A 25,467-nucleotide genomic window follows, 5' to 3' on the forward strand; every position below is an offset into this window, starting at 1 on the left:
GCGTGCGGCTCAAGTGCATCAAGTTGGCGGGGTTCAAATCCTTCGTCGACCCGACCACGGTGAACTTCCCCAGTAATATGGCGGCGGTGGTCGGGCCCAATGGTTGCGGCAAGTCGAACATCATCGACGCCGTCCGTTGGGTGATGGGCGAGAGCTCCGCGAAGAACTTGCGCGGCGAGTCGATGACCGACGTCATCTTCAATGGCTCCACCAGCCGCAAGCCGGTGAGCCAGGCCAGTATCGAGCTGGTGTTCGACAACTCCGACGGCACCCTGATCGGCGAGTATGCGGCCTATGCGGAAATCTCCATCCGCCGCAAAGTGACCCGCGACAGCCAGAACAGTTACTTCCTCAACGGCACCAAATGCCGGCGCCGCGACATTACCGATATCTTCCTCGGCACGGGCCTGGGCCCGCGCAGCTACTCGATCATCGAACAGGGCATGATCTCCAAGCTGATCGAAGCCAAGCCTGAAGACTTGCGTAACTTTATCGAGGAAGCGGCCGGCATCTCCAAGTACAAGGAGCGCCGCCGCGAGACCGAAAACCGTATCCGCCGCACCCATGAAAACCTCGCCCGCCTGACCGACCTGCGCGAAGAGCTGGAGCGCCAGTTGGAGCGCCTGCACCGCCAGGCCCAGGCCGCCGAGAAGTATCAGGAATACAAGGGCGAGGAGCGCCAGCTCAAGGCGCAACTCTCGGCCCTGCGTTGGCAGGCGTTGAATGACCAGGTCGGCCAGCGCGAAGCGATCATCGGCACCCAGGAGATCAGCTTCGAAGCCCTGGTGGCCGAACAGCGTAACGCCGACGCCAGCATCGAACGCCTGCGTGACGGGCACCATGACCTGTCCGAGCGCTTCAATCTGGTGCAAGGCCGGTTTTATTCGGTGGGCGGTGATATCGCCCGCGTCGAGCAGAGCATCCAGCATGGCCAGCAGCGTCTGCGCCAATTGCAGGACGACCTGAAGGAAGCCGAACGGGCGCGCCTGGAGACCGAATCGCACCTGGGACATGACCGTACCTTGCTGCTGACCCTCGGCGAAGAGCTGGACATGCTCACCCCCGAGCAGGAAATCACCAGCGCCGCCGCCGAAGAAGCCGCCGCGGCCCTGGAAGAGTCCGAAACCACCATGCATGGCTGGCAGGAACAGTGGGATGCGTTCAACCTGAAGTCCGCCGAGCCGCGCCGCCAGGCCGAGGTCCAGCAGTCACGCATCCAGCAACTGGAAGCCAGTATGGAGCGCCTGGCCGAGCGCCAGCGCCGGATGCAGGAAGAGCGCGCCTTGCTTGCCGCCGACCCGGAAGACGCGGCGATCATGGAGCTCAGCGAGCAACTGGCTGAAAGCGAAATGACCCTGGAAGAGCTGGAGGCCAGCGAAGAACAACAGGTGGAGCGCCTGGAGCAACTGCGCCAGCAACTGCAACAGGCGACCCAGGCCCAGCAGCAGGCACAGGGCGATCTACAGCGGCTCAACGGTCGTCTGGCGTCCCTTGAAGCCCTGCAGCAAGCCGCGCTGGATCCGGGCACCGGTACTGCCGAGTGGCTGCGCGAGCAACATCTGGCCGAGCGCCCGCGCCTGGCTGAAGGCTTGAAGGTTGAAGCGGGTTGGGAGCTGGCGGTGGAAACCGTGCTCGGCGCCGACCTGCAAGCCGTACTGGTCGATGATTTCGGCGGCTTCGACCTGGCCGGTTTCGCCCAGGGCGATCTGCGTTTGCTCAGCCCGGCAGCCGATGGCGTGCGTGTGCCGGGCAGTTTGTTGGATAAGGTTGAGGCGGCGATTGATCTGGCGCCCTGGCTGGGCCAGGTCAAACCGGTGGACTCCCTGGAGCAGGCCCTTGCCTTGCGTGGTCAGTTGGCGGCCGGCGAAAGCCTGATCAGTCGCGACGGTTACTGGGTCGGTCGCCACTTCCTGCGCGTGCGCCGCGCCAGTGAAGCGCAGAGCGGCGTTCTGGCCCGTGGTCAGGAGATCGTCAACCTGATCGCCGAGCGTGAAGAGCGCGAAGCCACCCTGGAAAGCCTTGAAACCGAATTGCAAACCCTGCGCGCCACCCAGCGCCAACAGGAGACCGGCCGCGAGCATTTACGCCGTCTGTTGCAGGATGAAGCGCGCCAGCAAGGCGAGTTGAAAGCCCAGCTCTCGGCGAGCAAAGCCAAGGCGGAGCAACTGACCCTGCGCCGCACCCGCCTTGATGAAGAAGTGGCCGAGATTGGCGAGCAGCGTGCCCTGGAGCACGAGCAGATCGGCGAAGCGCGCCTGCAATTGCAGGAGGCGCTCGACAGCATGGCACTCGACACCGAGCAGCGCGAACTGCTGCTGGCCCAGCGCGACAGCCTGCGCGAACGCCTCGACCGCGTGCGCCAGGAAGCGCGGCAGCACAAGGACCACGCGCACCAACTGGCGGTTCGCCTCGGCTCCTTGCGCACCCAGCACGATGCCACGCGCCAGGCCCTTGAGCGCCTGGAGATGCAGTCCGAACGGCTCACCGAAAAACGCGAGCAACTGAGCCTCAACCTGGAGGAGGGCGAAGCCCCGCTGGAAGAGTTGCGGCTCAAGCTCGAAGAGTTGCTCGACAAACGCATGAGCGTTGACGAAGAACTCAAGACCGCCCAGATCGCCCTGGAGGACGCCGACCGCGAGCTGCGCGATGCGGAAAAACGTCGGACCCAGGCCGAGCAGCAATCCCAGCTGATCCGCAGCCAGCTCGAACAGCAGCGCATGGAATGGCAAGCCCTGACCGTGCGCCGCAAGGCCCTGCAAGATCAACTATTGGAAGATGGCTACGACCTGCACGGCGTGCTCAACACCCTGGACGCCCAGGCCAACGAAAAAGACGCCGAAGAAGAGCTCGAGCGCATTGCCGCACGTATTCAAAGGCTCGGTGCGATCAACCTCGCGGCCATCGATGAGTATCAGCAGCAGTCCGAGCGTAAACGTTATCTGGATGCCCAGGATGCCGATCTGGTCGAGGCCCTGGACACGCTGGAAAACGTGATCCGCAAGATCGACAAGGAAACCCGCAACCGCTTCAAAGATACCTTTGATCAGATTAATGGCGGTTTACAGGCCTTATTCCCGAAAGTTTTCGGTGGTGGCAGCGCTTACTTGGAACTGACGGGCGAAGATCTACTCGATACAGGGGTGACGATCATGGCGCGGCCTCCGGGCAAGAAGAACAGCACCATCCATTTGTTGTCCGGTGGCGAAAAGGCCCTGACGGCATTGGCCCTGGTGTTTGCCATCTTCAAGTTGAATCCGGCGCCGTTCTGCATGCTCGATGAGGTTGATGCCCCGCTGGATGACGCTAACGTGGGACGTTACGCCCGACTGGTTAAAGAGATGTCGCAGACGGTGCAGTTCATCTATATCACCCACAACAAGATCGCCATGGAAATGGCGGATCAATTGATGGGGGTGACGATGCACGAACCCGGGTGTTCTCGCTTGGTGGCCGTGGATGTGGAAGAAGCGATGGCGATGGTGGAATCTTAAACCTCGTCATGAGGGATAATTCTTAGCGCTGCGTGGGATGATTTACCGGTCTGGCGAAAGTGGCAAATGGACATATTTGTTCAAGGCATTTTGACAGACGGTGTAAAGTTATCTTTGGTCGTGCTAGTTTAATGTCAATTTTTCGTATGCGTGGGCAAAACGTCAGTCAGAACATAGAGTTGGCGCCACGTTTTAAAGCGGTTTGCACGTTGCTAAGCCCCTTATTTTTCAGCATTTTTTATTAGAGGCACGGGATTACATGGAAATCGGTCTGCGCGAGTGGCTGATCGTCATCGGCATTATTGTCATTGCCGGTATTCTTTTTGATGGCTGGCGCCGCATGCGCGGTGGCAAGGGCAAGCTCAAGTTCCGTCTGGACCGCAATCTGTCCAATTTGCCTGACGACGACGGCAACGCCGAGCTGCTGGGGCCGCCCCGTGTGCTGGATACCCATAAAGAGCCGCAGCTGGACGAGCACGACCTGCCGTCGATGAGTGCGCCGGTGCGTGAGGCCCGCGAGCCATCTTCCAAGCGCGGCAAGCGCAACGCCGCCGCGGTCGCCGAGCCGCATCAGGGCGACCTGAACCTCGATGTCGACGATGGCCCGAGCTTCAGCAGCCGTGACGGCGATTTCCCGGATGAGACTGCGACCAAAAGCAGTGCTCCACGCCAGTCGGTCAACGATCAGCCGGCCGCTGAGGAAGTCTTGGTGATCAGCGTGATCTGCCGTGACGCTGCTGGCTTCAAAGGCCCGGCGCTGTTGCAGAACATCCTGGAAAGCGGCCTGCGTTTTGGCGAGATGGATATTTTCCACCGTCACGAAAGCATGGCCGGTAATGGCGAAGTGCTGTTTTCCATGGCCAATGCCGTCAAGCCAGGCACCTTTGATCTGGACGATATCGACCTGTTCAGCACTCCGGCGGTGAGTTTCTTCCTCGGTTTGCCAGGCCCGCGTCATCCGAAACAAGCGTTCGACGTGATGGTGGCTGCGGCGCGCAAGCTGTCCCAGGAACTCAACGGCGAGCTCAAGGATGACCAGCGCAGCGTTCTGACGGCCCAGACCATCGAGCACTACCGTCAGCGCATCGTCGAGTTCGAGCGTCGCGCCCTGACACAGAAGCGCTGAGGTCCGATCTTAAGCGTTGCCTGTAGAATCCGTGCACTAACATATTGAGCAGCTTCGGCTGCTCTTTTGCTTTATGAGAGAACACCCATGACCGCCGCCCATACCCGTATCCTCGAATTGCGCGCTGAACTGGATCAGCACAACTACCGCTACCACGTCCTCGACGAGCCGAGTATTCCGGACGCCGAGTACGACCGCTTGTTCCATGAGCTCAAGGCCCTGGAGGCCGAGCATCCGGAACTGGTGACGCGTGATTCACCGACGCAGCGGGTCGGCAGTGCGGCGTTGTCGGCGTTCACCCAGGTCAGGCATGAGATCCCGATGCTCAGCCTGGGCAACGCGTTCGATGAAACTACCATGCTTGAATTCGATCGCCGGGTCACCGAGGGCCTCGATCTGCCGGTGGGCGATCTGTTTGGGGGCGGCGCGGCGGTGGAGTACAGCTGCGAACCGAAACTGGATGGCCTGGCGGTCAGCCTGCTTTATCAAGACGGCGAATTGGTGCGCGGCGCGACCCGTGGCGATGGCACCACTGGTGAAGATATCAGCGTCAACGTGCGCACCGTGCGCAATATCCCGCTGAAGCTGCACGGCAGCGGCTGGCCGGCGACCCTGGAAGTGCGCGGCGAAGTGTTCATGTCCAAGGCCGGTTTCGAGCGTCTCAACGCGTCGCAGCTGGAAGTGGGCGGCAAGACCTTCGCCAACCCGCGCAACGCCGCCGCCGGCAGCCTGCGCCAGCTGGACTCGAAGATCACCGCCAGCCGTCCGCTGGAGTTCTGCTGCTACGGTGTGACCACCGATATCAGCGACACTCATATCGGCAACCTGCAGCAGTTGCAGAAGTGGGGCATGCCGATCAGCCGCGAGTTGAAGCTGGCCAAGGGCATTCAGGATTGCCTGGATTACTACCGCGATATTGGCGAGCGTCGTAACAGCCTGCCCTATGAAATCGACGGTGTGGTGTTCAAGGTCAACAGCATTGCCTCCCAGCGTGAACTGGGCTTCCGCGCCCGCGAACCGCGCTGGGCCATCGCTCATAAATTCCCGGCCATGGAAGAGTTGACCGAGCTGCTCGACGTGGAATTCCAGGTCGGCCGCACCGGTGCGGTGACACCGGTGGCGCGCCTGAAACCGGTGAAGGTGGCCGGTGTGACCGTGTCCAATGCGACCTTGCACAATATGGATGAGGTGGCGCGGCTGGGCCTGATGATCGGCGATACGGTGATTATCCGTCGTGCCGGGGATGTGATCCCGCAGGTGGTTTCGGTGGTACTTGAGCGTCGCCCGGAAAACGCCCGCGCCGTGCAGGTGCCCGAGAGCTGCCCGGTGTGTGGCTCCCATGTGGAGCGCACGCAGTTGGTCAAGCGCAGCAAAGGCAAGGAGACCGTCAGCGAAGGCGCGGTATACCGTTGCGTCGGCCGCCTGGCCTGTGGGGCGCAGCTCAAGCAGGCGATCATTCATTTTGTTTCGCGGCGTGCCATGGATATCGATGGCCTGGGCGACAAGACCATCGAGCAACTGGTGGATGAAAAACTCATCGGCTCGCCCGCCGACCTCTACAAACTCAAGTACGAGCAGATCATCGACCTGGAAGGCTTTGCCGACATCTCCAGCAAGAAGCTGATCACGGCCATTGAAAACAGCAAGACGCCGACCTTGGCACGCTTCATCTACGCCCTGGGCATTCCCGACGTGGGCGAGGAGACCGCCAAGGTACTGGCGCGCTCCCTGGCGTCCCTGGAGCGGGTGCAGAAAGCCTTGCCGGAGGTGTTGACGTACCTGCCGGATGTCGGCCTGGAGGTGGCGCATGAAATCCACAGTTTCTTTGAAGACAGCCACAACCAGGACGTGATCGGCGCGCTGCTGTCACCGCAGGAGTGCGGCCTGCAATTGCAGGATCAGGGCGAGCTGAGCGCTGAATTCGCGGCCAGCACGACCTTGGGCGGTCTGCTCGACAAGCTTCACGTGCCGAGCGTCGGCCCGGGGGCGGCGCAGAAACTGGCGGACAAATTCGGCACCCTTGAGGGCGTGATCAAGGCCGACTGGCTGGATATGCGCCAGGCACTGCCCGAGAAGCAAGCCAAGGCGGTGCGCGATTTCTTCGATAACGCAGGCAACGCCACGCATGCCCTGGCCATTGAGCAGCAGCTCAAGGACTTCGGCATGCACTGGCAGAGCGAGAAGAAGGTCATCGAAGGCTTGCCGGAGGCCGGTCATACCTGGGTGCTGACGGGCTCCCTGGAGCTGATGAGCCGCGATGTGGCCAAGGACAAGCTCGAAAGCCTTGGCGCCAAGGTTGCGGGTTCCGTTTCGGCGAAAACCCACTGCGTGGTCGCGGGGCCAGGCGCCGGTTCGAAATTGGCCAAAGCCAGTGAATTGGGCTTGAAAGTGCTGGATGAGGCAGCCTTCGTTGCCTTCCTGGCCAAGCACAACATCCCAGTCTGAAAACGTCTGCTTGCTTTGTAGTGAGCGGGCTTGCCCCGCGCTGGGTGGCGCAGCCGCCCCAAACCCAGGCACCTCGGTATTTCTGAAACACCGCGGCGTCCCTGTTGGGGCGGCTGCGCCACCCAGCGCGGGGCAAGCCCGCTCACTACAGGCGACAGTGTAGGAAAGTGGAACGATCTCAACCCGCAAATGATCTAGTCTCAGTCACCCAGGGAGAGATCGCCATGTTCCGCTACTTCGAGCAACTCAGTTCACGCATTGCGGCGCCCTTCGTGGCCAATACGTCTCGCGATAGCAAGGTGTGGCAGTGCCGTTGCGGTCAGTCATTGTTCTTTCGCAACAGCCAATGCCTGGCCTGCCAGGCGCTGCTGGGTTATGAACCCCGGCAAAGTCGCCTGGCCTCGCTGCACCCCGGCCCCGTGGAGGGCACGTGGCTACAGGACGACCATCCCGACGCCGGCGCCTTCCGCCGCTGTGCCAACCTCGATACCCCCGCCGCCTGCAACTGGTTGATCCCGGCCCACAGCACCGCGCCGCTGTGCGTGGCTTGCAGCCTGAACCGCACCATCCCCGATCTTTCGGTTGCGGAAAACCCCGAGCGCTGGCGCAAAGTGGAAACCGCCAAGCGGCGCCTGGTGGCGCAACTGATCAGCCTGGGCCTGCAAGTCGTGCCCAAAAGCGTCGATGAAGACACCGGCCTGGCCTTCGATTTCATCGGCATCGACCTGGAAGGCAACGCGCCCATGACCGGCCACGCCAACGGCTTGATCACCCTCGACATCAAGGAGGCCGACGATGCCCACCGCGAACAAGTCCGGGTACAGATGCGCGAGCCTTATCGCACCCTGCTGGGCCATTTTCGCCATGAAGTCGGCCATTACTACTGGGAGCGCCTGATTGCCAATACCCACTGGTTGCCAGCCTTCCGCCAACTGTTCGGCGACGAACGCGCCAGTTATGCCGAAGCCCTCGACCAGCACTACCAGAATGGGCCGCGCCCGGACTGGCAGCTCACCTGTGTCAGCGCCTACGCCACCATGCACCCCTGGGAAGATTGGGCGGAAACCTGGGCGCACTATCTGCACATGATGGACGCCGTCGACACCGCCCTCGGCTTCGGCATGCGCGCGCGTGAGATGGAACTGGATTACCAGCCATTCCCGCTCACCACCCTCTACGACCCCGAACACCCTGGCGGACCGGCGTTCCTGGCGTTCGTCAACGCCTGGATCGAACTGGCCGGCATGCTCAACGAGCTGTCGCGCAGCATGGGCCAGCCGGATTTCTATCCCTTTGTGTTGCCGCCGGCGGTGATCGCCAAGCTGCACTTTATCCATCTGGTGATTCAGGAGGAGGGCGGCCGGGCGGATGAGGTGTTGCAGGCACAATGATCAGCCAATCGGGGAGGAGGCTGGTGGCTAGGGCAAGTACTTGAAGCCCTTAATATTTTTAATCGGGAACCAACAGTTGTAACTTCCGATGAGATCGGTACAATGGCGCGGCTTGCCGAGAGGCAGGCGTCGTTATGGTGACCCCATCGGTCCCCCCGCAACGATTACCCGTTAACCTGGTCAGGCCCGGAAGGGAGCAGCCACAGCGGGAACATTGTGTGCCGGGGTGTGGCTGGTGGGGTTGCCTCCATAACGCTCTTTCTCCCAATGCCTTCGGGCAGCACCGCATCAAATTCAATTCAATTCAAAAAATGCTTTCACGTCATCTGCCATCGAGCAGTCCATGGCGGCATACTCCAGTGCCTGGCATTTGGAGACAGTACCCGTGGAAAAAGTCGACGACCTCACTCGCGAAAAATTGCGCGAGTGGCAGATGCGGCGCCTGGAAATCAAGGACCGTATTCAATCGCATCCGGAACAGACCCTGGAATTATCCAAGGTGCTGGACCTTATGGATGACGAGCACGCTGAAATCCTGAGCCAGGCCGAGATGATCCAGGTCGCGCAGGCGACTCCCGCCGCCGAGCCGACGCCGCCCGCACTGAGCGGCGCGTACACCCTGCAATTGAATGTGGCCGCGCAGAGCACCGAGGATTTGCGCAGGTTGTTCGAGATGGCGGTTTTCGAACTGCAGCAGCAGATCAATACATCCGGTGCAGCGGGGCGGTATCCCGGAGGCATGGCGGGATCTCTGGGCGAGTATCGCTTTGAGCTGGGTGTTCAGGTTGAACCTGGCGAAGCCTGACGCCAGCGACGCTGTGAGGAAGTATGCAACCGGAACATTTTGATTTATCCAGCCCGGTGTTCCTGCCGGTCACTGACGAAACCTGCGCCGCCTTGCTGGGGGCCGAGGGCGCCAAGGCGCTGGTCGGCCTGACGGACCCGGAGCTGGCGGCGGTGCTGGTCATCCAGAACCTGGCCCAGGCCATGCAAAAAGACCTGAGCTGTACGGGCGCCGAGCGCATCCTGGCCAAGTTGATCGGCTGGGCGGTGGACACACAGGCAGAGGGCGCAGCCACATTGCTGTCCGAAGCACAGCGGTTGTTCGACCCGCGCAAACTGTACTTTGGCTGCAACGCGCTCAAGAGCATCAACCTGCGCCTTTTATCGGCTGAAGAAGTCCAGGCGCGAGATTACCTGCTGCCCAGCGGCCAATGGGATATGGACTACAAGGTCCGTCACCTGCGCGGCAATGATCCGTTCAGCCAGCAGATGATTACGCCCCGGCATCGTGAACGTTGGCTCAGCCCGGCCCAGGACAAGCTGGTGCGCACGTTTCGCGCCAATCTCAATGAAGACCTGCACGTTCAAGGTTATGCCGGCGTCGGCAAGAGCCATCTGCTGGGTGCCCTGATCGAGTGTCTGCGCCCTGCACAGACGTTGATACTGGCGCGCACGGGGGCAAAACTGGCAACGTTGCGCGAGCGCATGGGGCTGCCCCGCGACAGCAAGGCCGGTTCCACTTTTGCCGCTTTCGCCAAGGCGTTGTTGCACGGCCCACGACCGCCCGTGGCGAATACATCGACCAGGTTACCCACCCGGCAGGCGGTGGCCCAGGCACTGGATATCTACGGTTGGCGCGGGCATGACGGCCAGGCGACCGTGGATGTCTGCCTCAAGGTGCTGGAAAACTATTGCCACACCGCTCATCACAGCCTGTCGGCCCGGCACTTCCCGCATTTCAAGCAAGCGCTGAGCGGCATGGATGCGCAGGTGCTGCTGGAATATTCAAGCCGTGTGTGGACCTACCTGGAAAGCAACCCGCAATGGGCCAGCCAGACCGGCTTCGCCACCTTGTTGCTGATCAAGCGCGCCAGCCTCGCCGGTTGTGTGGTGCCGCCGCGTTACACCCATGTACTGATCGATGAAAGCCAGGACATCCCGGCGTCGTTGCTGCAGATCATCGAACGTGGTCGTCAGGTGCTGATTACCCTCGGCGATGAATACCAATCGGCCAGTGGCGTGATGGTGAGGCGAAAGCGCGAGGTCCGGCAAAGCGACATCAGCTACTCCGTGCGTTCGGGGCGCAATGTCGAGCGTCTGGTCAACCCGTTGATCAGCGTGCACTCGCAAAAGTGCAAGACGCCTTTCGAGGGCGCACGCGATGCCGACGTCGGCATCGAGCACTACCCGCTAGGCTTCGTGCCGCCGGAAGGCTGTGTGGTGTTGACCGCATCCTATTGGGACACCATGAAGTGGGCGATCCAGCTGCACCAGGCCAACTGCCCCTTCGGTTTGCCGAGCAACGCGGCGCAGCAGGATCTGGAACGCTTCATGATCAGTGTCATCGGTTTGTTCAAACCGGACTTCTACAGCGACGAACACAACGAAAAAGGCGCGCACGCTTATTTCGCCGATATGGACGACTGGCAGCAGGTGCGTGAGGCCAGCCAGTTCGATGAGTCGTTCCGCTGGGTCGAGGGCCAGCTGGAAAAAGGCTTCAATGTCGCGGATGTCACGCGTTTGAATCGTCTTGGCGGCGGTCCCGGCACACGTTGCCTGTTGATGCGGGCGCTCGAAGCGGGCGGGATGGAATTCGAACGCGTGCTGCTGACTCCCGAATTGCTGACCAACGTCCCGTTCAAGGATGCCTACGCGTTCGACCAGCGACTCTGCGAGGTCTATATAGCGATTTCCCGGGCCAGGTCGCAGCTTTACCTGCCCTACGATGTAGTCGAATGGATCGATTACCACAGCGGCCAGAAGTTTCGCGAGAGCCATGGTTGCTGACGGATTAAGTGTGGCTGATTCACAACTTTCCAATCCGCCTCTGGACAACCTAAAACCGCCTTGTTAGTTTTCGCCAGCCGCTTGTTTCAGAATATGACAAGGGTATGGACTTGATATTGAAGTGCTATCACTTCTTTAACTAACAAGGATGTCTGTCATGAAAAGCCTGCAAGGTTTGCCTCCACTTATCAGTGCTTCGGTAGGTGCTCCCGGTAAAGCCCGCAACTTGCCCGCCGATGTGCAGTGCGTCCAGTATTTATTCAATCTGATCATTCCCAAAATGGGTTCTCCGCTGGCCGAAAACGGCAAGTGCGATGGCCAGTTGGTGCAGTGCATCAGCCAGTACCAGTTCCGTCATCTCAAATATGCCCACCCCGATGGGGTGATCGACCCCACCGGTCGTACCTTCAACAGCCTCATCGAAGAAGCGGTGAAGGTGCCGGTCAAAGCCTTTCCGGGCGTGCGCATTCCGAGCTTTCTCAATGTGTTCGGCAACAACCAGGGGGACGCCGTGCAGGCCACGGTCAACGTCTACCTGGACCGCATGCGCGCGATGGTCGAGGCCGAGCGGCGTAACCGCCAGTTGATGCTCCAGGCCACGTGCGACGGGGGCATGACCCTCAGTGATACCGACTTCCAGAACGCCGCCACGCAGTTGGGTGGCGGCATTTCGGTGAATATCATCAAGGCCTTTGCCACGGTGGAGTCCGGCGGACGTTCGGGGTTCGGCCCGGCCAAGTTGCCGGTGATCGCCTTCGAAGGGCACCTGTTTCGCAAGTACACCAAGCACATCTACGACCAGGCGCACCCGCTGCTGTCTTACCCCTACAAGAAAAAGGCCGGGCCGCAGTGGCAGGCCAATAACAAGGACCAGACCAAGGCCTGGGAAACCATGGCTACCGCCTTCGCGCTGGATCAGGAAGCGGCGTTGATGTCGGCGTCTTGGGGTATGTTTCAGATCATGGGCTTCAACTACGCGTCTTGCGGTTACAAGACGGTGTTTGAATTCGCCGCGGCATTGAAAGTGAATGCCGGTAACCAACTAAAAGCTTTCCTCGGTTTTTGCAGCAAGAGCCCGGCGTTGATGAAAGCCATGAAGGCCAAGGATTTTACCGGCATGGCGCGCAACTATAACGGCGAGGACTACGGCAACTACGATGTGCTGATGCAAAAAGCCTACGAGAAACTGGAAGGGAAAAAATAAGATGATGCGTTTTCTAGCGATGGGTGTGTTGTCGTTGTGCGCGGTGGTACCGGCCTTTGCCGGTTCGCCCGCATTGCATTCAGGCAAGTACGAAGGGCTGATGCTGGCTGTGACCCCTGAACACCAGGTTGAAGGCTACTACTCAGAAGCCATGGGCGAGGGCGTGACCCGCAGCTGTGCGTTCTACCTGCAAGGCAAGCCCGCTGCGCTGACGACCTGGCTCGACAACGCCTACCCTGGCAGCGTGGCACCTTCGTCGGACGGTGTGACCCTGACCGTGGCAGAAGGCCGCCAGCACCCTGGCTGCCTCAATGTGCTGATGCCGGAGATCGCCACCGGCCTGGACCTGACCCAGACCGCCAACACGAAATGGATCGGCCTGGTGAAGGTGTCCGCCGACAAGGCTTACCTGCTCAAGACCCCCAGCGCCAAGGCAGCCAAGCGCCCTTACATCGTCAAGAATGACGTGGTCGGCGTGCTGGCGTTCAAGGATGGTTGGGCGCAAGTCGAGTTCATCAATGCCGACGATCGTTCGTTCACCGGCTGGATCAGCCAGGACCAGTATGCACGCCTGGCCGCCCCGAAGAGCTGACACAGACCAATGGCGTCAGCCAAAGGTTTCCCGCAGTAACCCGGCGAAGGCATCTCGCGCCAGATGCCGCTGGGTGTCCTTGTGCCAGAACAGCAGGTTGTCCACCGCCTGCAGTTCCTCGAACCGGTACGACGCCAGCTGATTGGCCTGCTCATAGCGGGCCAGGATGCCCTCCGGCGCCAACGCCACGCCAATCCCCGCACTCACGCAACCGATGATGGTGCCCCAACTGGCATAGCTGGCGATGCTCGGCTTGAAGTCGTGGGGTTTGACCCAGTTTTCCAGTGCGGCGCGGTAGGGGCAGCCGGGTGGCCACACCAGCAAGGTGCGTCCGGCCAGGTCTTTGGCGCTGCTGATCGGTTCGCTGGAGGCGCTGGCGATCAGCACCAGGCGTTCGCTGTAGACCACGCTGTGTTCGAGCTTGGCGCGCTTGTTGCCGCTGGCCACCAGCGCCACATCGAGGCGGTGGTGTTGCAGGTCGTCCAGCAGTTGCGCCCAGGCGCCGGTGACCAGTTCCAGGCTGACCTCGGGATAGCGCCGGTGGTATTCCGCCAGCAAGGGCGGCAGGCGCCCGCTGGCGCTGGATTCCACGGCACCGATGCGCAAGGTGCCACGGGGAATCGCGTTGACGTCCACCGCGCGTTTGGATTCTTCCACCAACGCCAGGATGCGCTCGCAGTACTCCAGGAAGATTTCACCGGCGGCGCTGATCGCCAGGCCACGTCCGGCGCGGATGAACAGCGGCGTGCCCAACTCGCTTTCCAGTTGCTTGATGCGCGTGGTGATGTTGGACGGCACACAGTGCAGCTGCAGGGCGGCCTGGGCCACGCTGCCGGTTTGCGCCACGGCTCGCACCATTTTCAGTTGGGCCAGTTCCATTGCTCAGTTCCAGTGATTTCAGAAGTCAGAAACGGTTAATTGTCCTGCGTCCCGTGCCAGCCAAGACTGAGTGCATTCCTACTCAGTTTGCGGATGCCGTCAATGAATACCCCGTCACCTTTCAAGCTTACGCTAGTCATCGCCAGCGTCATCCTTTGCTGGGCCTACTCGCCGATCGGCATACATATGGGGCTGCGCAGCTACAGCCCTGGCCAATTGGCATTGCTGCGGTTTCTGATCGCGTCGGTCTTCATGGGCGGCGTTGCGCTGGCAGTGGGTATTGATCGGCCGCGCCTGCGCGACCTGCCGTGGTTGCTGGTGCTGGGCTTTTTTGGCGTGTTCCTGCATCACACCAGCCTCAACAACGGGCAGCAGTGGGTGACGGCGGCGGCGTCCAGTGTGCTGGCTCAGTCGGCGCCTTTGTTCAGTGTGTTGATCGCAGCGTTCTGCTTGAAGGAGCGCGTCAGTGCCTGGCGTTGGGGCTGTGTGCTGTTGGGGTTGGTCGGCGTGTTGATGGTGATCTGGGGCGATGCGGGGGTGGGGGAGATCGATCCGCGTGGCTTGCTGCTCCTGCTGGCGGCCGTTTCGTGGAGCGTCTATTTCGCTATCCAGAAACACTATGCGCACCACTACAGCCCGCTGACCATGGCGTGCTACATGGTGTGGTTCGGCACGTTGATGCTGGGGGTGAACCTGCCGGGCCTGCCGGCCGCGGTGATGCAGGCGCCGTGGCCGGAGAACCTCTCGGTGCTGGTACTGGGTATTTTCCCCAGCGCCCTGGCGTATTTGGCCTGGGGTTATGTGTTGAAGCATGTCGACGTCAGTCGCGCAGCGGTGGCGATGTACCTCATCCCACCAGTGGCGATGGTGATGGCGGCGACGCTGCTGGGCGAGCACATTGCGTTGCAAGTGATGCTCGGCGGGGTGGTCGTATTGGCCAGCGTGGCTGCCATCAGCCTGGAAGGGCGCTGGGGCTCAGTCACTCAGGCAGAACGCCCGCAGCCGATGGCCATCGAGGTCCTGGGCGACAAAGGTGTAGCCGAAATCCATGGCGGTCGGTGACTGGATGATCGTCGCGCCGCGTGCCAGCCAATGCTTGTGCAGGGCATCGACGGCTGCTTTGTCAGACAGCGAGAAGCCTACTTCGCCACCGCCCCCGGTGAGCTGGGCGGCCGGCTCTACGGTGTGCCGCGACCACAGGCCCAGCTTGACGCCGTTGTCGAGGATGAACAGGGCGAACGTCGGGCCCAGCTCCACCGGCGGCTTGTCCAGCACGCGGCTGTAAAAGTTGGCGCTGGTGGCGGGGCTGTCGACGTACAGCAGGAAATAGTGACCGACGGTGTTCATGCAGGCTCCTTGAGCACGGGGGGTAAGTGAAACCGAGTCTATAAGACCGTGCTGTCAGTTCTTGTCAGGAGCGTGGCGAGCCTGTTGCAGGGCCTGCCAGGCCTGCCAAATCAGATTAGGCGAGCGTGCCGGATGCAATTTCCCCCTTGCTCAGCTAGCATTACCGGCCTCTGCTCTCCAGTTGCGACGGTTTTCGATGAGTTATCAGGTTCTTGCACGTAAATGGCGTCCGCGCTCGTTCCGCGAAATGGTCGGCCAGACCCATGTGCTCAAGGCTCTGATCAATGCCTTGGACAGCCAGCGGCTGCACCACGCCTACCTGTTCACCGGCACCCGTGGGGTGGGCAAGACCACCATTGCGCGCATCATCGCCAAATGCCTGAACTGTGAAACCGGCATCACCTCGACACCCTGCGGCACCTGCTCGGTGTGCCGGGAAATCGATGAAGGGCGTTTCGTCGACCTGATCGAGATCGACGCTGCGAGCCGTACCAAGGTCGAAGACACCCGCGAGCTGCTCGACAACGTGCAGTACGCACCGAGCCGTGGCCGCTTCAAGGTCTACCTGATCGACGAAGTGCACATGCTTTCCAGCCATTCCTTCAACGCCCTGTTGAAAACCCTGGAAGAGCCGCCGCCCTACGTCAAGTTCATCCTGGCCACCACCGACCCGCAGAAGCTTCCTGCAACGATTTTGTCGCGGTGCCTGCAGTTCTCCCTGAAAAACATGACCCCCGAGCGGGTGGTCGAGCATTTGACCCACGTGCTGGGCGTCGAGAACGTGCCGTTCGAAGACGACGCGCTGTGGCTGCTCGGTCGCGCTGCCGATGGTTCGATGCGCGATGCCATGAGCCTTACCGACCAGGCCATCGCCTTTGGTGAAGGCAAGGTCATGGCCGCCGATGTGCGCGCCATGCTCGGCACCCTCGACCACGGCCAGGTCTTCGATGTGCTGCACGCGCTGATCGAAGGCGACGCCAAGGCGTTGCTCGAAGCCGTGCGCCACCTGTCGGAGCAAGGCCCGGACTGGAACGGCGTGCTCTCGGAAATCCTCAATGTGCTGCACCGTGTCGCCATTGCCCAGGCGCTGCCTGAAGGCGTCGACAACGGCCATGGCGACCGCGACCGCGTGCTGGCCCTGGCCCAGGCATTGCCGGCCGAAGATGTGCAGTTCTACTACCAGATGGGCCTGATCGGCCGTCGGGACCTGCCCCTGGCACCGGACCCGCGTGGCGGTTTTGAGATGGTCCTGCTGCGGATGCTGGCCTTCCGGCCCGCGGACTCGGCAGACGCGCCGAGACAGCCGCTAAAGCCAGTGGGGATCAGCCAGGCCACAGTTGATTCCGCCAAACCAGTGGCTGGCGCGACGGTGGTCGCGCCAGTGGTTGCTGCGCCCGCGCCGGTTGTGCCGGTTCATGAACCTGAGCCTGAACCTGTGCCCGCTTCGGTAGCTGAACCTGAGCCGGAACCTGTCGTCGAGCCCGAGCCGGTCGTCGACCTGCCCTGGAATGATCCGGTGGAAGCCGAGATGGCGCCGGCCGTGGAGCCCGTGCTGGAAACCACCGGCGAACAGCCGGAACTGACGCCGATGCCCACGCCGACCCCGGACAGCGTGGTGCCCGACGCCCCTGAGTGGGTCAGCGCGCCGGTTCCCGAGCCGACCGTGGCCCAGGTAGATGCCGCCACGCCAGGCATGGACCTCGACGACGAACCGCCGCTGGATGAAGACTACATTGAGCCGGATATGGATTCGGCCTACAGCTACCTGGATGACCTGGCCAGCGAACACACTGCCGAGCCGGCCCCGGAGCCCGAAGCCGAGCCCGCTGCGGCACCGGCCACCGGCCTGGCGTTGCAATGGCTGGAGTTGTTCCCGAAATTGCCGATTTCCGGCATGACCGGCAGTATCGCCGCCAACTGCACGCTGATCTCCATCGAAGGCGATCACTGGCTGCTGCACCTGGACCCGGCCCACAGCGCGCTGTTCAACGCCACACAGCAGCGTCGCCTCAACGATGCCCTGAACCAGTACCATGAGCGTACGCTGACGATCAGCATCGAGTTGATCAAGCCCGAGCAGGAAACGCCGGCGCAGGCCGCCACGCGTCGGCGTATCAACCGCCAGCGCGAAGCGGAAGACTCGATCCATGGTGACCCGCTCATCCAGCAAATGATGCAACAGTTCGGCGCAGTCGTTCGCCAAGATACAATTGAACCTGTCGAAGCCCCGGTGCCCCAGGCATCCTGACACCGGGCTACTAAATTGATCCACGTACTTTGAGGTGATTCCCATGATGAAAGGTGGCATGGCCGGCCTGATGAAGCAGGCACAGCAGATGCAGGAAAAGATGGCCAAGATGCAGGAAGAACTGGCCAACGCCGAAGTCACCGGTAAAGCCGGTGGCGATATGGTCAGCGTGGTGATGACCGGTCGTCACGACATCAAGCGCGTGAGCATCGACCCAAGCGTATTGCCAGGTGTCGGCGAAGATGACCTGGAAATGCTCGAAGCGTTGTTCGCCGCCGCCGTCAATGACGCGGTGCGCAAGATCGAAGCCAACAGCCAGGACAAAATGTCCGGCGTGACCGCCGGCATGCAACTGCCTCCGGGCATGAAGCTGCCGTTCTGATCGGGCAGCGTTAGCTAGACTCCAATGCCAGGCCGCGTGCCTGGCATTTTTGTTTGTGTGATCCGATCGAACCCTGGCGGGGTGCGCAAGGTCTGCACCCTATACCGACGCACTCGATAAAGGAGCCTCCTCATGCCTCAAGAACCGGTCCTGAACCAGCGCATTGTCCTGGTTTCTCGCCCCCAAGGCGCGCCGACGCCGGAAAACTTCCGTCTGGAACGCGTGACCCTGCCGGACTTGGCGGACGGCCAGGTGCTGTTGAAGACGCTGTACCTGTCCCTCGACCCTTACATGCGTGGACGCATGAGCGACGCACCGTCCTACGCAGCACCGGTAGAAATCGACGAGGTAATGACCGGTGGCGCCGTCAGTCGTATTGAGCAATCGCGTAATCCCAAATTCGAGGTGGGCGATCTGGTGGTCGGCTCTACCGGCTGGCAGAGCCACAGCATTTCTGACGGTCGCAACCTGATACCGGTGCCCAAGGGCCTGGCGAGCCCATCGATGGCGTTGGGCGTGCTGGGGATGCCGGGCATGACCGCCTATATGGGCTTGATGGATATCGGCCAGCCCAAGCCTGGCGAGACCCTGGTCGTGGCGGCGGCGTCCGGCGCGGTGGGTTCGGTGGTGGGGCAGGTGGCCAAGCTCAAGGGCTTGCGTGTGGTGGGGATTGCCGGTGGCGCGGATAAATGTCGCTATGTGGTGGACGAGTTGGGCTTTGATGCCTGTATCGACCACAAGAGCGAGCACTTTGCCGATGAGCTGGCCCAGGCGTGCTTCAAGGGCGTGGACATCTACTTTGAAAACGTCGGTGGCAAGGTTTTCGATGCGGTGGTGCCGCTGCTCAACCCCAAGGCACGTATTCCGCTGTGCGGCCTGATCGCTGGCTATAACGCCCATGAGGCGCCGAGTGGGCCGGATCGCCTGCCGGCGTTGCAACGGACCTTGCTCACCAAGCGCGTACGTATCCAGGGCTTTATCGTGTTCGACGACTATGGCGACCGCCAGCCCGAATTCCTCAGTGCGATGGCGCCGTGGGTGCGCGACGGCAAGATCAAGTTCCGCGAGGACGTGGTCGACGGGCTGGAGCAGGCGCCCGAAGCCTTTATTGGTTTGCTGGAAGGGCGCAACTTCGGCAAGTTGGTGGTGCGCCTCGCGCAGGATTGACCATTTGACGCTAATCCGGGGCGCGGGTATAAACCGCGTCTCGTTGTTTTGTCGGACCCATTGCCCATGAGCTTCAGCCCCCTGATTCGCCAACTGATCGACGCCTTGCGTACCTTGCCGGGCGTGGGTCAGAAAACCGCCCAACGCATGGCGCTGCAATTGCTGGAGCGTGATCGCAGCGGCGGTACCCGGTTGGCCCAGGCCCTGAGCCAGGCCATGACGGGTGTGGGGCACTGTCGCCAGTGCCGCACCCTCACCGAGGAAGAACTCTGCCCGCAATGCGCCGATCCACGCCGTGACGACACGCTGTTGTGTGTGGTGGAAGGGCCGATGGACGTGTACGCGGTGGAGCAGACCGGTTACCGCGGGCGCTACTTCGTGCTCAAGGGGCACTTGTCTCCCCTGGATGGCCTGGGGCCGGAAGCCATCGGCATTCCGCAACTGGTGGCGCGCATTGAAGAGCAGGGCACTTTCACCGAAGTGATCCTGGCCACCAACCCGACGGTGGAAGGTGAGGCCACGGCGCACTACATCGCGCAGCTGCTGACCAATAAAGGCCTGGTCACCTCGCGTATTGCCCATGGCGTACCGTTGGGTGGCGAGTTGGAACTGGTGGATGGCGGCACCTTGGCGCACTCCTTTGCCGGTCGCAAGCCCATCGCCCTCTAAAGAACAACGCAGCGCAACCTGTGGGAGGGGGCTTGCTCCCGATGGCGATCTTACAGTCGATAGATGATTGACTGAACTACCGCTATCAGGAGCAAGCCCCCTCCCACATTGGTTTTGCATTGCTGGCAGTATTTGCGTTCGGCTTGATAACCAAGCAAGCGCTTGGTAAGTTCGCTCTACCTCTGCGTGGAGTTTGCCGATGTCTGCCTATCAGGACTATTTCGACCCTAGCCACCTCTTGGTCCGCGACAGCGTGCGCCGTTTTGTCGAGCGCGAGATGTTGCCGGGCATCGAGCAATGGGAAGAGGCCGCAAGCTTTCCCCGCGAGTTGTACCTCAAGGCAGGTGCTGCGGGGATTCTGGGCATCGGTTATCCCGAAGCGCTTGGCGGCAGCCATGAAGGTGACCTGTTCGCCAAGGTGGCCGCCAGTGAAGAGTTGATGCGCTGCGGCTCTGGCGGGGTAGTGGCCGGTTTGGGTTCGCTGGATATCGGCTTGCCACCCGTCGTCAAATGGGCCAGGCCCGCGTTGCGGGAGCGTGTCGTACCGCAGGTGTTGTCCGGCGAGAAGATCATCGCCCTGGCCGTAACCGAGCCGAGCGGCGGTTCTGATGTGGCCAACCTGCGAACCCGTGCGGTCCGTGAGGGCGAGCATTACCGCGTCAGCGGCAGCAAAACCTTTATTACCAGTGGCAGCCGCGCCGACTTCTACACCGTCGCCGTACGTACCGGCGGGCCGGGCTTTGGCGGTATCAGCCTGCTGCTCATTGAAAAAGGCACCCCAGGCTTCACGGTCGGTCAGCCCCTGAAGAAGATGGGCTGGTGGGCGTCGGACACGGCTGAACTGTTCTTCGACGATTGCCGGGTGCCGGTGAGCAACCTGATCGGCGCCGAGAATATGGGGTTTGCCTGCATCATGGGCAACTTCCAGAGCGAACGCCTGGCCCTGGCGTTGATGGCCAATATGACCGCGCAACTGGCACTGGAGCAAAGCCTTGAGTGGGCTGCCCAGCGCGAAGCATTCGGCAAGCCCATCGGCAAGTTTCAGGTGCTCAAGCATCGGTTGGCGGAAATGGCCACCGCCGTGGAAGTGTCCCGCGAATTCACCTATCGCCAGGCGGCCAAGATGGCCGCCGGCAAGAGTGTGATCAAGGAGATTTCCATGGCCAAGAACCTCGCCACCGACACGGCCGACCGCGTCACTTATGACGCGGTGCAGATCCTCGGTGGCCAGGGTTACATGCGTGGCAACCTGGTGGAGCGGCTGTACCGCGACAACCGCATCCTGTCCATCGGGGGTGGCACTCGCGAAGTGATGAATGAAATCATCAGCAAGCAGATGGGGCTTTGATCAGCGCTCGGTCAATGCGAACTGGGTCAGGCAGAACGTCGGAATGCCCATGTCTTCCAGGCGCTGTGAGCCGCCCAGCTCCGGCAGGTCGATGATCGCCGCGGCTTCGAAGATCTTCGCGCCCATGCGACGCACCAGGTTGGCGGCAGCGATCAGGGTGCCGCCGGTGGCGATCAAATCGTCGAACATCAAGACCGAGTCGCCTTCGCACAGACTGTCGGCGTGCACTTCCAGGAAAGCTTCGCCGTACTCGGTCTGGTAACCCTCGGCCAACACATCGGCGGGCAGCTTGCCTTGCTTGCGGAACAGGATCAGCGGTTTGTTCAACTGGTAGGCGATGATCGAGCCGATCAGAAAGCCCCGCGCATCCATCGCGCCGATATGCGTGAAGTCGGCTTCTACATAGCGATGGGCAAAGCTGTCGGCCACCAGGCGCAGGGCGCGGGGTGATTGGAACAGCGGCGTGATGTCACGAAAGATCACCCCAGGCTTGGGGAAGTCGATGACAGGGCGGATCAGGGATTTGATGTCGAACGAATCGAAGGTCATCGTCGAAGAGTCCTGGGAGCGGAAAACGGACTCGAAGTATACCTGCGGCCCCGCCGATTGGCGCGGCCGCAGGTGGCTGGATCAACTCTCCAGCGCCCCCCCGGCCAGCGAACACAGCTGGATCGGGTCAAGGATGTGCACTTCCTTGCCCTCGGCGGCGATCAGCTCGTTCTGCTGGAAGCGGGTAAACACCCGGGACACGGTTTCCACCGCCAGGCCCAGGTAGTTGCCGATTTCATTGCGCGACATGCTCAAGCGGAACTGGTTGGCCGAGAAGCCACGGGCGCGGAAGCGTGCCGACAGGTTGACCAGGAAGGTAGCGATGCGTTCGTCGGCGGTTTTTTTCGACAACAGCAGCATCATTTGTTGATCGTCGCGGATCTCGCGGCTCATCACGCGCATCAACTGGCGGCGCAGTTGTGGCAGTTGCAAGGCCAATTCATCCAGACGCTCGAAGGGGATTTCGCATACCGACGTCGTCTCCAGAGCCTGGGCCGATACCGGGTGAATCTCGGTGTCCATGCCGGACAACCCCACCAATTCGCTGGGCAGGTGGAAACCGGTGATCTGTTCTTCGCCGCTGTCGCTCAGGCTGAACGTCTTTAACGCCCCCGAACGTACTGCATAGACGGAGTCAAACTTGTCGCCCTGGCGAAACAGAAACTCGCCCTTTTTCAGCGGGCGGCCGCGTTTAACGATGTCGTCCAGCGCATCCATGTCTTCCAGATTCAACGAAAGTGGCAGGCACAGGGGAGCCAGGCTGCAATCCTTGCAATGGGCCTGGCTGTGAGCGCGCAGTTTAACTGGCTCGGACATTTCTTAAATCCTTGTGGGAAATCACACATAAGACGTAAGGGTAACGCACCGAGGGTAGCTGAGGCCAGCGTGTACAAAAAAGCGGCAGCGGTATACAGGTTTTTGTATCGCTGCCGATACATTGTTGTCTCTCAACGAGCAGGAGCTCAGATCATGTCCGTCAGCAGTGTTCAGAACCCACAGATTAATGTGGCTGCAGTGTCGGTCTGGAAGGCCGCCGATGCCTCCAAGGACAAAGACGCCGCCTCCAAGGCACCCACCGCGCCAGAAACCGCCGAACCCAAGACCACCGAGGGGGTAAAGGTGGTCATCTCCGGAGAGGCGATGGGCGCATCGAAGGCCGAGCAATCGGACAATAGTGATATCGACAACAGCAGCCTGAGCGATAGCGTCAAGCAGTTGCTGAAAATGATCCGTGAACTCAAAAAGCAGCTTGCCGAAAAAATGGCCGAAATGGCAGCGGTCATGGCCGATAATTCCATGACGCCTGAGGCGCGCCTGGTGAAGGTGGGCAACCTGCAGGCTGGCGTGTCGGCATTACAGGCTGGCTTGACCTTGGCCCAGACCGCTTTGGCCAAGGCCATGAAAGACCAGCCACCGTCGGCTCAATTGGAAGCCATGAGCCTGGCCTCGCGCTAACCGGGCTCAGATGACCCGCGAGAATCGCTGCCTGTTCTGGTGCTCCAGATAGGCATCGAACACCATGCACACCGAGCGCACCAGCAAGCGTCCGGCCGGCAGCACGCGAATGCTGTGGGCATCCAGTTCGATCAGGCCGTCTGCCGCCATGGTCTCCAGCTGTGGCCACAGCTCAAGGAAATAGCCGCGAAAATCAATGTTGAAGGCGAGTTCGATCTGCTCGAAGTCCAGGCTGAAGTTGCAGATCAACTGCTGAATCACCTCGCGTCGCAAGCGGTCGTCGGTGGTGCAGACCAAGCCACGGCTGGTTGCCAGTTGCGCGCCGGCCAGGGCGTTCTGGTACTGGTTCAAATCGCTGCTGTTCTGGCAATACAAGTCGCCGATCTGGCTGATCGCCGATACCCCCAGCCCGATCAAGTCGCAATGGCCGTGGGTGGTGTAGCCCTGGAAATTGCGCTGCAACCTGCCTTCCTCCTGGGCAACAGCCAATTCGTCATCCGGCAGGGCGAAGTGGTCCATGCCGATGTAGCGGTAACCGGCCTGGGTCAATTGCTCGATGGTGGTTTGCAGCATCAGCAGTTTTGCCGCAGGCGACGGCAAGTCGTCGGTGTTGATGCGCCGCTGCGGCATAAAGCGCTCGGGCAGGTGCGCGTAGTTGAACACCGACAGGCGATCCGGTTGCAGGCTGATCACTTCTTCCACGGTGCGCGCGAAGTTCAACGGCGTTTGCTTGGGTAAGCCGTAGATCAGATCAATGTTGATCGAACGAAACTGCAAGGTGCGCGCGGCGTCGATCACTGCGCGGGTTTCTTCCAGGCTTTGCAGGCGGTTGACCGCCCGTTGCACCTCCGGGTCAAGGTCCTGCAGGCCAATGCTCACGCGGTTGAAACCCAGTTCACGCAACAGGCCCATGGTGGCCCAGTCGGCTTCGCGAGGGTCGATCTCGATGCCGTAGTCGCCCGAGTCATCATCGAGCAAATTGAAGTGCTGGCGCAGGTGCGTCATCACCTGGCGCAGTTCGTCGTGACTGAGAAAGGTCGGGGTGCCGCCGCCGAAATGCAGCTGCTCCACGGGCTGTTTCGGGTCCAGGTGACAGGCCACCAACTGGATTTCCTGCTCCAGGCGTTGCAGGTAGGCCTGGGCGCGGCCACGGTCCTTGGTGATCACCTTGTTGCAAGCGCAGTAATAGCAAATGTTCGCGCAGAACGGCACGTGGATATACAGCGACAAGGGGCGGGCGGCTTTGCGGCTTTCGCGCAGGGCATGCAGCAGGTCGAAGGTGCCAACCTGGCTGTCGAATTGTACGGCGGTGGGGTAGGACGTGTAACGCGGCCCCGCCAAGTCGTAGCGGTGAATCAGATGTGTGTCCCAACGAATGGCGTCGAGCATGCGGGCGGTCCCCCGGATAGGCTAGTGGGCCGAGTCTAGGGGCGAGCCGCAGGTGGCATGTTGATTTGCATCAACGGGGAGCGGCGCTATGCCACATGGCCGTTAATGGCCCATCAACCAGTGCTGATGCGGGCCGGGCAGGGTCCATAAGCCAAACACAATCACCCATACGCCACCGGCCACACGCACGCTGCGTTTGCGCAGCCAGGCGGTGACGCGTTCGGCCGCCAGGCCGGTCGCCAGCAACACCGGCCAAGTGCCCAAGCCAAACGCCAGCATCAGCAGTGCACTGTCCAGCGCATTGCCCTGGCTCGCCGCCCACAGCAGGGAGCTGTAGACCAAGCCACACGGCAACCAGCCCCAGAGCGCGCCCAGCAGCAGGGCACGGGGCAGGCTGGACACCGGCAGCAAACGGCTGGCGACGGGCTGGATATAGCGCCACAGGCCGCGTCCGAGGCTTTCGATGCGGGTCAGGCCGCTCCACCAGCCGGCCAGATACAGGCCCATGCTGATCAGCAGTAGCCCGGCAAGCACGCGCATGAACATCGCCGCGGGGCTGTTGGCCAGCGCCCAGCCGGCCAGGCCGATCAACAACCCGGCCGTCGCGTAGCTGAGGATGCGCCCCAGGTTGTAGGCCAGCAGCAGGCGGAACCTGCGGCCGCGTTGGTGCTTGGGAATCGCCAGGGTCAGCGCACCCATCAGCCCGCCACACATGCCCAGGCAATGGCCGCCACCGAGCAAACCGAGGATCAGCGCCGAGACCAGCAGGGGGGCCAGCTCAAGCATGGGGAGGGTCTTTGGGCGGTTGTTCCGGGCCGTTCGCTTCGTCGATGGCGGCCAGGTGGTTCGGGTCCTGGTCGTCGAACAGCACGCTGTGGGCCGGGCCGTCGAGGTCTTCGTACTGGCCGCTGTCCACGGCCCAGAAGAAGATGTAAATGGCCACGCCCACTAAGAGCAGCGCCGCCGGGATCATCACGTATAGAGCTGGCATCTGC

The 25,467-nt window shown here is 61.5% G+C and carries 22 protein-coding genes and 1 other RNA gene; 16 read left to right on the forward strand and 7 right to left on the reverse strand.

Translation table 11 applies throughout. From position 1 onward, the window contains the following. The first annotated feature begins 2 nt into the window (after positions 1–2). The 9 genes from smc to C9383_RS27340 all read left to right on the forward strand — a co-directional run bounded on the left by smc (position 3) and on the right by C9383_RS27340 (position 13,039). Positions 3–3,491 carry a chromosome segregation protein SMC gene (gene smc / locus C9383_RS27300; protein ID WP_060756176.1) on the forward strand — a complete coding sequence of 1,163 codons (3,489 nt, stop codon included), beginning with the start codon at positions 3–5 and terminating at the stop codon, positions 3,489–3,491. Between the two features lie 259 nt (positions 3,492–3,750). After that, a complete protein-coding gene (gene zipA / locus C9383_RS27305; RefSeq protein WP_090369351.1) occupies positions 3,751–4,617 on the forward strand; it encodes a cell division protein ZipA in 867 nt (288 codons plus the stop codon). Between the two features lie 87 nt (positions 4,618–4,704). Continuing rightward, positions 4,705–7,062, forward strand: coding sequence for an NAD-dependent DNA ligase LigA (ligA, locus tag C9383_RS27310; protein WP_090369353.1), 2,358 nt, complete (start codon positions 4,705–4,707; stop codon positions 7,060–7,062). A gap of 224 nt (positions 7,063–7,286) precedes the next feature. Continuing rightward, positions 7,287–8,453 (forward strand): zinc-binding metallopeptidase family protein, encoded by a 1,167-nt coding sequence (locus tag C9383_RS27315; RefSeq protein WP_090369355.1) that lies wholly within the window; start codon positions 7,287–7,289, stop codon positions 8,451–8,453. A gap of 144 nt (positions 8,454–8,597) precedes the next feature. Further along, positions 8,598–8,694, forward strand: an RNA gene (ffs, locus tag C9383_RS27320) — signal recognition particle sRNA small type. Positions 8,695–8,796: 102 nt separating this feature from the next. Beyond that, positions 8,797–9,258, forward strand: a complete 462-nt coding sequence (locus tag C9383_RS27325; RefSeq protein WP_235863226.1) for a hypothetical protein — start codon at positions 8,797–8,799, stop codon at positions 9,256–9,258. 23 nt (positions 9,259–9,281) lie between these two features. After that, positions 9,282–11,243, forward strand: a complete 1,962-nt coding sequence (locus C9383_RS27330) for a DEAD/DEAH box helicase family protein (protein WP_090369359.1) — start codon at positions 9,282–9,284, stop codon at positions 11,241–11,243. A 157-nt stretch (positions 11,244–11,400) separates the two neighbouring features. Further along, on the forward strand, positions 11,401–12,447 hold the full coding sequence (locus C9383_RS27335; protein ID WP_090369361.1) for an N-acetylmuramidase family protein: 1,047 nt from the start codon (positions 11,401–11,403) through the stop codon (positions 12,445–12,447). 1 nt (position 12,448) lies between these two features. After that, entirely contained in the window at positions 12,449–13,039 is a 591-nt protein-coding gene (locus tag C9383_RS27340; RefSeq protein ID WP_090369363.1) for a hypothetical protein, read from the forward strand. Positions 13,040–13,054: 15 nt separating this feature from the next. Here C9383_RS27340 and C9383_RS27345 read toward each other — a convergent pair whose 3' ends face one another. Then, positions 13,055–13,918, reverse strand: a complete 864-nt coding sequence (locus C9383_RS27345) for a LysR family transcriptional regulator (RefSeq protein ID WP_090369365.1) — start codon at positions 13,916–13,918, stop codon at positions 13,055–13,057. A gap of 102 nt (positions 13,919–14,020) precedes the next feature. Between C9383_RS27345 and C9383_RS27350 the strand changes: the two genes are divergently transcribed. After that, a complete protein-coding gene (locus C9383_RS27350) occupies positions 14,021–14,980 on the forward strand; it encodes a DMT family transporter (protein WP_090369367.1) in 960 nt (319 codons plus the stop codon). Here the strand turns inward: C9383_RS27350 and C9383_RS27355 are convergent. Then, positions 14,894–15,265, reverse strand: coding sequence for a VOC family protein (locus C9383_RS27355; RefSeq protein ID WP_090369369.1), 372 nt, complete (start codon positions 15,263–15,265; stop codon positions 14,894–14,896). The genes C9383_RS27350 and C9383_RS27355 overlap by 87 nt on opposite strands. Positions 15,266–15,461: 196 nt before the next feature. On the opposite strand from C9383_RS27355, the gene dnaX reads away from it, so the two are divergent. From dnaX to C9383_RS27380, 5 genes are all read left to right on the forward strand, one after another. Then, positions 15,462–17,513, forward strand: coding sequence for a DNA polymerase III subunit gamma/tau (dnaX, locus tag C9383_RS27360; protein WP_090369371.1), 2,052 nt, complete (start codon positions 15,462–15,464; stop codon positions 17,511–17,513). A 43-nt stretch (positions 17,514–17,556) separates the two neighbouring features. After that, the gene (locus C9383_RS27365) at positions 17,557–17,895 is read left to right on the forward strand and encodes a YbaB/EbfC family nucleoid-associated protein (protein WP_003193199.1); all 339 of its coding nucleotides are present in this window, start codon (positions 17,557–17,559) and stop codon (positions 17,893–17,895) included. 132 nt (positions 17,896–18,027) lie between these two features. Continuing rightward, positions 18,028–19,062, forward strand: a complete 1,035-nt coding sequence (locus tag C9383_RS27370) for an NADP-dependent oxidoreductase (RefSeq protein ID WP_060756165.1) — start codon at positions 18,028–18,030, stop codon at positions 19,060–19,062. A gap of 66 nt (positions 19,063–19,128) precedes the next feature. After that, complete coding sequence (gene recR / locus C9383_RS27375; RefSeq protein ID WP_060756164.1) at positions 19,129–19,731, forward strand: recombination mediator RecR; 603 nt, start codon at positions 19,129–19,131, stop codon at positions 19,729–19,731. A 199-nt stretch (positions 19,732–19,930) separates the two neighbouring features. Next, positions 19,931–21,079, forward strand: coding sequence for an acyl-CoA dehydrogenase family protein (locus C9383_RS27380; RefSeq protein ID WP_090369373.1), 1,149 nt, complete (start codon positions 19,931–19,933; stop codon positions 21,077–21,079). Here C9383_RS27380 and C9383_RS27385 read toward each other — a convergent pair whose 3' ends face one another. Together C9383_RS27385 and fnr are read right to left on the reverse strand one after the other, a co-directional pair. Further along, entirely contained in the window at positions 21,080–21,628 is a 549-nt protein-coding gene (locus C9383_RS27385) for an adenine phosphoribosyltransferase (protein ID WP_090369375.1), read from the reverse strand. Between the two features lie 81 nt (positions 21,629–21,709). Then, the gene (gene fnr / locus C9383_RS27390) at positions 21,710–22,444 is read right to left on the reverse strand and encodes a fumarate/nitrate reduction transcriptional regulator Fnr (protein ID WP_060756161.1); all 735 of its coding nucleotides are present in this window, start codon (positions 22,442–22,444) and stop codon (positions 21,710–21,712) included. Between the two features lie 153 nt (positions 22,445–22,597). Here fnr and C9383_RS27395 point away from each other — a divergent pair, with 153 nt between their 5' ends. Beyond that, complete coding sequence (locus C9383_RS27395; RefSeq protein WP_060756160.1) at positions 22,598–23,083, forward strand: hypothetical protein; 486 nt, start codon at positions 22,598–22,600, stop codon at positions 23,081–23,083. Between the two features lie 6 nt (positions 23,084–23,089). Here the strand turns inward: C9383_RS27395 and hemN are convergent, their stop codons facing one another. The 3 genes from hemN to ccoS form a co-directional block, all read right to left on the reverse strand. Beyond that, positions 23,090–24,472 carry an oxygen-independent coproporphyrinogen III oxidase gene (gene hemN / locus C9383_RS27400; RefSeq protein WP_090369377.1) on the reverse strand — a complete coding sequence of 461 codons (1,383 nt, stop codon included), beginning with the start codon at positions 24,470–24,472 and terminating at the stop codon, positions 23,090–23,092. Positions 24,473–24,574: 102 nt separating this feature from the next. After that, positions 24,575–25,258, reverse strand: coding sequence for a sulfite exporter TauE/SafE family protein (locus tag C9383_RS27405; RefSeq protein WP_060756158.1), 684 nt, complete (start codon positions 25,256–25,258; stop codon positions 24,575–24,577). After that, on the reverse strand, positions 25,251–25,463 hold the full coding sequence (ccoS, locus tag C9383_RS27410; RefSeq protein WP_005790284.1) for a cbb3-type cytochrome oxidase assembly protein CcoS: 213 nt from the start codon (positions 25,461–25,463) through the stop codon (positions 25,251–25,253). The genes C9383_RS27405 and ccoS overlap by 8 nt, the downstream gene beginning before the upstream one ends. Between the last annotated feature and the right edge of the window lie 4 nt (positions 25,464–25,467).

This window comes from Pseudomonas palleroniana (assembly GCF_003031675.1).
Classification (GTDB): domain Bacteria; phylum Pseudomonadota; class Gammaproteobacteria; order Pseudomonadales; family Pseudomonadaceae; genus Aquipseudomonas; species Aquipseudomonas palleroniana.

Coding starts and splice junctions, on each gene's coding strand:
- C9383_RS27355 (WP_090369369.1), bottom strand. CDS start 15,265: ATGAACACCGTCGGTCACTATTTCCTGCTGTACGTCGACAGCCCCGCC.
- recR (WP_060756164.1), top strand. CDS start 19,129: ATGAGCTTCAGCCCCCTGATTCGCCAACTGATCGACGCCTTGCGTACC.
- C9383_RS27385 (WP_090369375.1), bottom strand. CDS start 21,628: ATGACCTTCGATTCGTTCGACATCAAATCCCTGATCCGCCCTGTCATC.
- dnaX (WP_090369371.1), top strand. CDS start 15,462: ATGAGTTATCAGGTTCTTGCACGTAAATGGCGTCCGCGCTCGTTCCGC.
- C9383_RS27315 (WP_090369355.1), top strand. CDS start 7,287: ATGTTCCGCTACTTCGAGCAACTCAGTTCACGCATTGCGGCGCCCTTC.
- C9383_RS27370 (WP_060756165.1), top strand. CDS start 18,028: ATGCCTCAAGAACCGGTCCTGAACCAGCGCATTGTCCTGGTTTCTCGC.
- C9383_RS27350 (WP_090369367.1), top strand. CDS start 14,021: ATGAATACCCCGTCACCTTTCAAGCTTACGCTAGTCATCGCCAGCGTC.
- C9383_RS27405 (WP_060756158.1), bottom strand. CDS start 25,258: ATGCTTGAGCTGGCCCCCCTGCTGGTCTCGGCGCTGATCCTCGGTTTG.
- C9383_RS27345 (WP_090369365.1), bottom strand. CDS start 13,918: ATGGAACTGGCCCAACTGAAAATGGTGCGAGCCGTGGCGCAAACCGGC.
- C9383_RS27395 (WP_060756160.1), top strand. CDS start 22,598: ATGTCCGTCAGCAGTGTTCAGAACCCACAGATTAATGTGGCTGCAGTG.
- ccoS (WP_005790284.1), bottom strand. CDS start 25,463: ATGCCAGCTCTATACGTGATGATCCCGGCGGCGCTGCTCTTAGTGGGC.
- zipA (WP_090369351.1), top strand. CDS start 3,751: ATGGAAATCGGTCTGCGCGAGTGGCTGATCGTCATCGGCATTATTGTC.
- hemN (WP_090369377.1), bottom strand. CDS start 24,472: ATGCTCGACGCCATTCGTTGGGACACACATCTGATTCACCGCTACGAC.
- C9383_RS27330 (WP_090369359.1), top strand. CDS start 9,282: ATGCAACCGGAACATTTTGATTTATCCAGCCCGGTGTTCCTGCCGGTC.
- C9383_RS27325 (WP_235863226.1), top strand. CDS start 8,797: ATGGCGGCATACTCCAGTGCCTGGCATTTGGAGACAGTACCCGTGGAA.
- ligA (WP_090369353.1), top strand. CDS start 4,705: ATGACCGCCGCCCATACCCGTATCCTCGAATTGCGCGCTGAACTGGAT.
- C9383_RS27365 (WP_003193199.1), top strand. CDS start 17,557: ATGATGAAAGGTGGCATGGCCGGCCTGATGAAGCAGGCACAGCAGATG.
- C9383_RS27380 (WP_090369373.1), top strand. CDS start 19,931: ATGTCTGCCTATCAGGACTATTTCGACCCTAGCCACCTCTTGGTCCGC.
- C9383_RS27340 (WP_090369363.1), top strand. CDS start 12,449: ATGATGCGTTTTCTAGCGATGGGTGTGTTGTCGTTGTGCGCGGTGGTA.
- C9383_RS27335 (WP_090369361.1), top strand. CDS start 11,401: ATGAAAAGCCTGCAAGGTTTGCCTCCACTTATCAGTGCTTCGGTAGGT.
- fnr (WP_060756161.1), bottom strand. CDS start 22,444: ATGTCCGAGCCAGTTAAACTGCGCGCTCACAGCCAGGCCCATTGCAAG.